Raw genomic sequence first — 8180 nt, 5'->3', positions numbered from 1 at the left:
CGGGGGGAGCCCTCGGCCGGGGGGGCGTCGGCGCGGGCGAGGATCGTGCCCGCGAGGTCGCACACGGCGAGCTGGCCGCGGGACTGGCCGAGGTTCGCGACGAGCACGGCGCCGCCCGCGGCGTTGAACTCCAGGCGGGCCGGCGGGCGCCCGCCGGTGGACGGGCCGTCCGCGCGCTCGACCACGAGGCCGCGGGAGATCAGCGCGGCGACGCGGGCCGCCACGGCGGGACGGGACAGCCCGGTGATGCGGCCCAGGCCGGCGCGGGTGGCGACGCCGTCCTCCCGGATCAGGCGGAGCACGTCCCCGCTGGTGGACGGGCGGGTCACGGGGCGCGGCATCCGGCCAGTCAAGCACGCGCCCCTTTGGTACGTCCAGTTAGTGCAAGATCCAGACTTTTGCATCTAGATGTTCATAAGTCGGGTTGTGTGGCTTACGTATGTCTCGGTAGCTTGAACTCCCTGGAGATCCCCCTGGAGCTGGAGCGTCCTATGGCCGTACATCCCGTGCTGGCGGAAGTGACCCGGCGCGTCGCCGAGCGGAGCGCCGGACCGCGCGCCGCCTACCTGCGCCGTGTCCGGGACGCCCGGACGGAGGGGCCGGTGCGCGGCGGCATGGGCTGTGCGAACCTCGCCCACGGCTTCGCGGCCTGCGGCGTCCAGGACAAGCTGTGGCTCAGGGGCGACGTCACCCCCAACATCGCGATCGTGTCGGCGTACAACGACATGCTGTCCGCGCACCAGCCGCTGAAGGACTACCCCGACCTGCTCAAGTCCGCGATCCGCGCGGCGGGCGGGACGGCGCAGTTCGCGGGCGGTGTGCCCGCGATGTGCGACGGCATCACGCAGGGCCGCGCCGGGATGGAGCTGTCGCTGTTCAGCCGGGACGTGGTGGCGATGGCCACGGCGGTCGCGCTGTCGCACGACATGTTCGACGGCGCGCTGCTGCTCGGCGTGTGCGACAAGATCGTCCCGGGGCTGGTGATCGGGGCGCTGTCGTTCGGGCATCTGCCGGTGATCCTGGTGCCCGCCGGGCCGATGGCGTCCGGGCTGCCGAACGCGGAGAAGGCGAAGGTCCGCAAGCGGTTCGCGGCCGGGGAGGCAGGGCGCGAGCAGCTCCTCGCCGCCGAGGCCGCGTCCTACCACTCGCCCGGCACCTGCACCTTCTACGGGACGGCCAACTCCAACCAGCTCCTGATGGAGGTCATGGGCCTGCACCTGCCGGGGGCGAGCTTCGTCCCGCCGGGCACGAAGCTGCGGGACGCCCTGACCGAGGCGGCGGGACGGCGCGTCCTGCGGCTCACCGGCCTGACCGGCGGCTACCTCCCGATCGGCGAGCTGCTGGACGAGCGCGCCTTCGTCAACGGGGTCGTCGCGCTGCTCGCCACGGGCGGCTCCACCAACCACACCCTCCACCTGGTCGCGATGGCCGCGGCGGCGGGCATCGAGCTGACCTGGGACGACTTCGACGAGCTGTCCAAGGTCACGCCGCTGCTCACCCGCCTCTACCCGAACGGGACCGCCGATGTGAACCACTTCCACGCGGCGGGCGGCACCGCGTTCCTCATCGGGGAGCTGATCGACGCCGGGCTCCTCCACGAGGACGCGAGGACGGTCGGCGGCGACACCCTCGCCGCGTACCGGAAGGCGCCCGAGCTCGCCGACGGCAAGGTCGAATGGCGGGACGCGGCGCTCGCGTCGGGCGACACGGACGTGCTGCGACCCGTCGCCGAGCCGTTCGACGCGCACGGCGGCCTGCACACCGTGCGCGGCAACCTGGGCCGGGCGGTGGTCAAGGTGTCCGCGGTGCGCCCCGAGAACCGCACGATCGAGGCCCCGGCCCGCGTGTTCGACTCGCAGGAGCGGCTCCAGGACGCGTTCGCCGCCGGGGAGCTCGACCGGGACGTGGTCGCGGTCGTCCGCAACCAGGGGCCGCGCGCCAACGGGATGCCCGAGCTGCACCGGCTGACCCCGCCGCTGTCCGTCCTGCAGGACCGGGGGCACCGCGTCGCGCTCGTCACGGACGGACGCATGTCGGGGGCCTCCGGGGCGGTGCCCGCCGCGATCCACGTGTCGCCGGAGGCGGCGGCGGGCGGGCCGCTCGCCCGCGTCCGCGACGGCGACGTCGTCCGGCTCGACGCGGACGGCGGGGCGCTGGAGGTCCTCGTCCCCGACGACGAGTTCGAGGCCCGCGAGCCCGCCGCCGGGCCGCCCGATGAGACCTGGGGGACGGGCCGCGAGCTGTTCGGGGCGTTCCGCGCCGCCGTCCGCCCGGCCGAGCAGGGCGCCGGAGTCTTCGCGTGACCGCCGTCGGCACGGGCGAGGGCCCGTGGCTGGTCGGGGACATCGGTGGCACGAACGCCCGGTTCGCGCTGGTGGACGGCCCGGACGGCGTCCCGTCCCGCGTGAGGTCCCTGCCCACCCGCGACCACGCCGGTCTCGCCGAGGCGGCCGCCGCCTACCTCGCCCGGTACGCGCCGGACGTCGGGCCGTCCGCCGCGTGCCTGGCGGTGGCCGGGCCGGTCACGGGCGGGGCGTACCACCTGACGAACGCGGGATGGACGGGCACCTCCGAGGCGGTCCGCGCCCACCTCGGCGTGCCCCGTCTGGACGTCATCAACGACTTCGAGGCCCTCGCCCTCGCCCTGCCGCGCCTCCGCGAGGACGACCTCGTCCCGATCGGCGACGTGGAGTCCGCGGAGACCGGCGCGCCGCTCGCGGTGGTCGGGCCGGGCACTGGGCTCGGCGTGGCCGGGCTCGTCCCGACGCCGTCCGGCTGGGTGCCGCTGCCCGGCGAGGGCGGCCAGGTCGACGTCCCGGCCGCGACCGGCCGCGAGATCGAGGTCGCGCGGCTGCTGCGCGCCGAACGCGGCACCGCGAACGCCGAGTACCTGCTGTCCGGCGGCGGCCTGGTCCGCATCCACCGGTACCTGGCGGAGATCGACGGCGAACCCGCCGGGACGCTCACCGCCGAGGAGATCACCGAGCGCCGCGACGACCCCCGCTGCGACGAGGCCCTGCGGATGTTCTGCGCGCTGCTCGGGTCGCTCGCCGGGAACGTCGCCCTGACGCTCGGCGCGCGCGGCGGCGTCTACCTCGGCGGAGGGATCCTGCCGCGCATCGCGGACGTGCTCCGCGACAGCGCGTTCCGGGCCCGCTTCGAGGGGAAGCCTCCCGTCGAGGACTACCTGCGCGGCATTCCCACCGCGCTGATCGTCCACCCCGGCCCGGCCCTGACCGGCGCCACGACGCGGCTTGTGCAGAGCCTGCCCGACAAGGAACCGCTGGAGACCGCATGATCGCCGCAGATCTGTTCGACCTCGCGCCCGTCATCCCCGTCGTGGTGCTGGACGACGCCGACGCGGCCGTCCCGCTGGCCCGCGCCCTGGTCGGCGGCGGGCTCCCGGTGATCGAGGTGACGCTGCGCACCCCGGCCGCCCTGGCGGCGATCACGCGGATCGCCGCCGAGGTCCCGGACGCGGTCGTCGGCGCGGGGACGGTCGTCCGGCCGGAGGACGCCGAGCGGTCCGCCGCGGCCGGGGCCCGGTTCCTGGTCAGCCCCGGCTGCACGCCCCGGCTCCAGGCGGCGATGGTCGCGTCCGGGCTGCCGTTCCTGCCGGGCGTCGCGACCGCATCCGAGGCGATCGCGCTGCTGGAGGACGGCGTCACGGCGATGAAGTTCTTCCCCGCCGAGGCCGCGGGCGGGATCGCGTGTCTCAGGTCGCTGTACGGGCCGCTGCCGCAGATCCGGTTCTGCCCGACCGGCGGCGTCGGGCCGGGCAACGCCGCCGAGTACCTCGCGCTGGAGAACGTCGGCTGCGTCGGCGGGTCCTGGCTCACGCCCGCGGACGCCGTCCGCGACGGCGACTGGGACCGCGTCCGGACGCTCGCCGCCGACGCGTCGGCGCTCCGCCCCGGCTGATGTCACATCCGGACACCGCGGCCCCGTCTCATGGGCATGAACGAAGCACCGACTCTTGAGAGTCTGAAGAAGCAGCGGACCGTCCAGCTGACCTCCTACCGCAAGGACGGGACACCGGTCGGGACGCCGGTCAGCGTCGTCGTGCGCGGCGACCACGCCTACTTCCGCACCTACGACAAGGCGTTCAAGGCCAAGCGGCTGGCCCGCAACCCCGAAGTGGAGATCGCGCCGAGCACCAGCAAGGGGAAGGTCACCGGCCCGGCGGTGCACGGCCGCGCCCGGCTGCTGACGGTGGAGGAGGCGCGGCCGATCCGCAGGCTGCTGGCCCGCAAGCACCCCTTCCTGCAGGGGTTCGCGGTGCCGCTGTTCCACCGGATGAAGCACTACCGGACGCTCCACTACGAGGTCACCCTGGAAGATCGCTGACGCGTGCGCAGTGCGGGCAGGGACCGGCGACGAGGCCCCGCCCGCCGCCGAGGGGCACGAGGTCCATCCGGAGCCGGCCGCACGCGCAGCGGGTCCAGACCACGATGCCGTCGCTGGTCAGATGCCTGGAGAGGGTCGTGTTCCGCTGATCCATGACGCCAGTCTGCAACCGGGCGAACGTTTCCGTCCATTTCAGATTTCCGCACTGGATCATGCAAAATGGTTTCATGATTGATCTGCGGCGGCTGCACATGCTCCGGCTCGTCCACCAGTTCGGGACGGTCACGTCGGCGGCGGAGGCGATGCACCTCACCCCGTCGGCGGTCTCGCACCACCTGCGCGAGCTGGCGCGGGAGCTCAAGGTGCCGCTGCTGGAGCCGCAGGGCCGCAAGGTGAAGCTGACCCCGGCCGCGCACCTGCTGATCGGGCACGCCGACGGGCTGCTCGCCAAGTGGGAGGAGACCCTCGCCGACCTGGAGTCGCATCGCGCCGGGGTCACGGGACCGCTGCGCATGTGCGGGTTCACGACGGCGGTCGGCGGGCTGATCGCCCCGGCCGCGGGCGCGCTGCGGCGGGACGACCCGGGCCTCGCCGTCGAGATCCGCGAATGCGACACCGACGAGGCCATGGGCCTGCTCGCCGCCGACGAGACCGACATCGCCGTCATCGAGCCCACCCCGGACGCGCCGCCGCCCGGCGACCCGCGCTTCGACCGGGAGCCGCTGCTGGAGGAGGCCCTCGACCTGATCGTCCCCGGCGGCCACCCCCTCGCCCTCCGCACCGGCGTCTCCCTGGAGGACGCGGCGGACGAGGCGTGGATCAGCGTCCAGCCGGACGGCTGCGCCCACCACCAGCAGGTCATGACGTACTGCGCCGCCGCCGGGTTCACGCCCCGGATCGCGCACAACGCCACCACCTGGTCGGTGATCTGGGCGCTGGTCGCCAACGGGCTCGGGGTGTCGCTCGTGCCGCGGCTGGCGGGCGGGCCGTCCGACCAGCCGGTCGTCCGGATTCCGCTGACCGGCGACGGCGTCCCGAAGCGGCGCGTGCTGACGTGCGTGCGGCGGGGGAGCCGGAACCACCCGCTGATCGTCCGGGCCCTGGGCGCGCTGCACGACGCCGTCCCCGACCGCTGCACCCGGATGGCCGCCTGACCCGCCGCCCGGCCTATTCGGTGGCGATCGCCTCCAGGATGTTCATGCGGGCGGCGCGGCGCGCGGGCCATACGGCGGCGACGACGCCGATCACTGCGGCCGCCGCGACGCACACCGCCAGCCGCCCGTACGGGACGGCGAGGACCTCCATGCCGCCGTCCCCGTCCGCCATCACGCGCTGCAGCACGACCCCGAGGACGACGCCCGTCCCGACCCCGGCCGCCGCGCCGAACAGCGACACCACGACCGCCTCGTACCGGATCATCCGGCGGACCTGGCGGCGCTGCATCCCGACGGCGCGGAGCATGCCGATCTCCCGCGTCCGCTCGGTGACGGCGAGCGCGAGCGTGTTCACGATGCCGAGCGCCGCCACCAGGACCGACAGCACCAGCAGGCCGAGGACGAGGTTGAGGAACAGGCCGATGTCCCCGGCGGCGTCGTCCTTCACCTGGGCGCGGTCCTTCAGCTCCAGGTTGGGCCACGGGGCGAGCGCCGCCTCCAGCGCGCCCCTGGCCGTGTTCGCGACGTCGACTTCGATGCGGTCGATGGGCGCGCCGGGATCGCGGGCCCGGTAGCCCGCCCAGTCGATGATCATGGACGGGGCGGACGGGGTCACCGACGGCCGGTCGGCGTAGATCCCCGCGACGCGGAACGTCCGGCGCGTCCCGTCCTGGTAGCGGCCCTTGATCGTGGTGCCGACCGTCCAGCCCTGCGACGTCGCGACGCTGCGGCCGACCAGCAGCGCGTCCCCGCGCGGGGACGGCGTCCCCTCCTGGAGCGGCAGGCGGAAATGGCCGAGCAGTTCGCCCGGCGGGCCCGCCGCCGCCGTCCGGACGGAGCCGTCCAGCTCGAAGCGCGCCGTCCGGATCGGGATCGCCGACCGCACGCCGTCCACGCCCGCCACCGCGCCCGCCGCCTCCGCCGCGACCGGCGTGATCTGGCTGCGCCCGGTGACCTGGTAGTCGGCGGTGAGGCCCGCGTCGAGCTGGCGGTCCACCGACGACGCCATCGACTGGACGATCACCGACACCGTCGCGATCAGCGCCAGCCCGATCATCAGCGCGGACGCGGTCGCCGCCGTCTGCCGGGGGTCGCGCAGCGCGTTCCGCCCGCCCATCCGGCCCGCGGTCCCGCCACGGACGAGGGGCCGGGCCAGCACCCGGATCACCGGACGGACGAGAACCGGCGACACCACGACCACCCCCGCGAACAGCGCCATCGCGCCCGCCCCGGCGAGCGTCAGCGCCGTCGACCCGTCCGCCGCGAGACCGGCCGCGACCAGGCCGCCGCCCGCCGCGAGCGCGACACCGCCGCACACCGCCCGTCCCCGCAGCGGGCGCGGCGCCGCCTTCCCCTCGCGGAGCGCGGCGACCGGCGGGATCCGCGCCGCGCGCCGCGCCGGGACGAACGCGGCGGCCAGCGTGACGGCCGTCCCCACCCCGTAGGACGCGATCACCGCCGAGGCCGGGACGGTCAGCGTCCCGAACGGCAGCTCCTCGCCGCCCGTGACGACGGTCATCAGCCGCGCCAGCCCGGCCGCGACGGCCGCGCCCGCCGCCAGGCCCAGCGTGGAGCCCGCGAGCCCGACCCCGGCCGCCTCGCCGAGCACCGACCGCGTCACCTGCCCGCGCGAGGCCCCGACCGCGCGCAGCAGCGCCAGCTCCCGCACCCGCCCGCTCACCAGCATCGCGAACGTGTTGAAGATGATGAAGGAGCCGACGAACACCGCGATCACGGCGAAGACCAGCAGGAACGTCCGCAGGATCTTGAGGATCTCCGTGAACGACGCGGCCTGCTCGTCGACGGCCTCCCGCCCGGTGATCGCCTCCACACCGGGCGGGAGAGCCGCCGCGACCGCGTCCCGGAGCCGTTCCTGCGGGACGCCGTCGTCCCCGTGCACGACGATCCGCGCATACGTCCCGGGATGGTCGGACAGCAGGCGCTGCGCGGTCTCCGGCGCGAACGCCGTCATCGAGAGCTGGCCGCTCAGCGCCGAGTCGCCCACCTCGAACAGGCCCGTCAGCCGGAACGCGCGCGTTCCCGACGTCAGCGCCACCGTGACCCGGTCGCCGACGCGGTACCCGGCGCCGGCGGCGGTCGTGACGTCGACGGCGACCTCGTCCGGCGCGGCGGGCGGCGTCCCGGACGTGAGGCGGGGGAGCGACAGGTCGGGGTCGCCGTCCCACGCCACACCTTGCTGCGGCTCCGCCCCGGCGATCGTGCCGCGCCGGTCGACGACGGCGGCGAACCCGGTGACGACGCCGTGCGCCTTCTCCACCCCGTCCACGCCTTGGACGGCCGCCAGCACCGACCGGGGGACGGGACGCTCCGCAGCCCGCTCGCCGAGCCCCGCCTCGAACGCCCGGTCCGTCCGGACGACGACGTCCGTGCCCCGCCCCAGGTCGTCGAAGGCCCGGTCGAACGAGCGGTCCAGCGTGGCGGAGAAGATCAGCGTTCCGGCGACGAACGCGACACCGGCCACCACCGCGACCGTCGACAGCAGCAGGCGGGCACGGTGCGCGGCGAGGCCGCGGAGCACGAGCTTGTACATCATGGGCCCGATTCCAGCCCGGACGGGCCGCCTCCCGGCAGCGCGAATCGTCGCGTCCGCGCCTACGAACGGACCGCGAACAGCCTCCGGGACGCGACTTTCGTAGGGGTCGCACGCCGCGTCGGGTG

8 protein-coding genes are annotated in these 8180 nt (G+C 75.1%); 5 read left to right on the top strand and 3 right to left on the bottom strand.

The window, feature by feature from the left end:
* Window positions 1-341, bottom strand: a 341-nt coding sequence (locus tag ETD83_RS05145; RefSeq protein ID WP_138643876.1) for a winged helix-turn-helix transcriptional regulator, incomplete at its 3' end; no start/stop codon positions are given.
* A 150-nt stretch (window positions 342-491) separates the two neighbouring features.
* Between ETD83_RS05145 and edd the strand changes: the two genes are divergently transcribed.
* From edd to ETD83_RS05125, 4 genes are read left to right on the top strand one after another with little or no spacing between them, the layout of a single operon-like run.
* Window positions 492-2303, top strand: a complete 1812-nt coding sequence (gene edd / locus ETD83_RS05140) for a phosphogluconate dehydratase (protein WP_138643875.1) — start codon at window positions 492-494, stop codon at window positions 2301-2303.
* The gene (gene glk, locus ETD83_RS05135) at window positions 2300-3298 is read left to right on the top strand and encodes a glucokinase (protein ID WP_138643874.1); all 999 of its coding nucleotides are present in this window, start codon (window positions 2300-2302) and stop codon (window positions 3296-3298) included. The genes edd and glk overlap by 4 nt, the downstream gene beginning before the upstream one ends.
* On the top strand, window positions 3295-3921 hold the full coding sequence (eda, locus tag ETD83_RS05130) for a bifunctional 4-hydroxy-2-oxoglutarate aldolase/2-dehydro-3-deoxy-phosphogluconate aldolase (RefSeq protein ID WP_138643873.1): 627 nt from the start codon (window positions 3295-3297) through the stop codon (window positions 3919-3921). The genes glk and eda overlap by 4 nt, the downstream gene beginning before the upstream one ends.
* A gap of 36 nt (window positions 3922-3957) precedes the next feature.
* Window positions 3958-4347, top strand: coding sequence for a PPOX class F420-dependent oxidoreductase (locus tag ETD83_RS05125; protein WP_138643872.1), 390 nt, complete (start codon window positions 3958-3960; stop codon window positions 4345-4347).
* Here the strand turns inward: ETD83_RS05125 and ETD83_RS42245 are convergent.
* Window positions 4328-4501 carry a hypothetical protein gene (locus ETD83_RS42245; protein WP_171064023.1) on the bottom strand — a complete coding sequence of 58 codons (174 nt, stop codon included), beginning with the start codon at window positions 4499-4501 and terminating at the stop codon, window positions 4328-4330. The two genes, ETD83_RS05125 and ETD83_RS42245, sit on opposite strands and share 20 nt — an antisense overlap.
* A gap of 73 nt (window positions 4502-4574) precedes the next feature.
* On the opposite strand from ETD83_RS42245, the gene ETD83_RS05120 reads away from it, so the two are divergent.
* Window positions 4575-5501 carry a LysR family transcriptional regulator gene (locus ETD83_RS05120; protein ID WP_230420691.1) on the top strand — a complete coding sequence of 309 codons (927 nt, stop codon included), beginning with the start codon at window positions 4575-4577 and terminating at the stop codon, window positions 5499-5501.
* 13 nt (window positions 5502-5514) lie between these two features.
* Here the strand turns inward: ETD83_RS05120 and ETD83_RS05115 are convergent, their stop codons facing one another.
* A complete protein-coding gene (locus ETD83_RS05115) occupies window positions 5515-8055 on the bottom strand; it encodes an ABC transporter permease (RefSeq protein ID WP_171064022.1) in 2541 nt (846 codons plus the stop codon).
* Between the last annotated feature and the right edge of the window lie 125 nt (window positions 8056-8180).

It is taken from the genome of Actinomadura soli (genome assembly GCF_005889715.1).
Classification (GTDB): Bacteria; Actinomycetota; Actinomycetes; order Streptosporangiales; family Streptosporangiaceae; genus Spirillospora; species Spirillospora soli.
Note: the sequence above shows the minus strand (reverse complement) of the source record. Positions and strands in the feature narration are given on the sequence as shown.

Bases quoted from the DNA above. Each gene is read 5' to 3' on its own strand.
- edd (WP_138643875.1), top strand. From the start codon at position 492: ATGGCCGTACATCCCGTGCTGGCGGAAGTGACCCGGCGCGTCGCCGAG.
- ETD83_RS05120 (WP_230420691.1), top strand. From the start codon at position 4,575: ATGATTGATCTGCGGCGGCTGCACATGCTCCGGCTCGTCCACCAGTTC.
- ETD83_RS42245 (WP_171064023.1), bottom strand. From the start codon at position 4,501: ATGGATCAGCGGAACACGACCCTCTCCAGGCATCTGACCAGCGACGGC.
- ETD83_RS05125 (WP_138643872.1), top strand. From the start codon at position 3,958: ATGAACGAAGCACCGACTCTTGAGAGTCTGAAGAAGCAGCGGACCGTC.
- ETD83_RS05115 (WP_171064022.1), bottom strand. From the start codon at position 8,055: ATGATGTACAAGCTCGTGCTCCGCGGCCTCGCCGCGCACCGTGCCCGC.
- eda (WP_138643873.1), top strand. From the start codon at position 3,295: ATGATCGCCGCAGATCTGTTCGACCTCGCGCCCGTCATCCCCGTCGTG.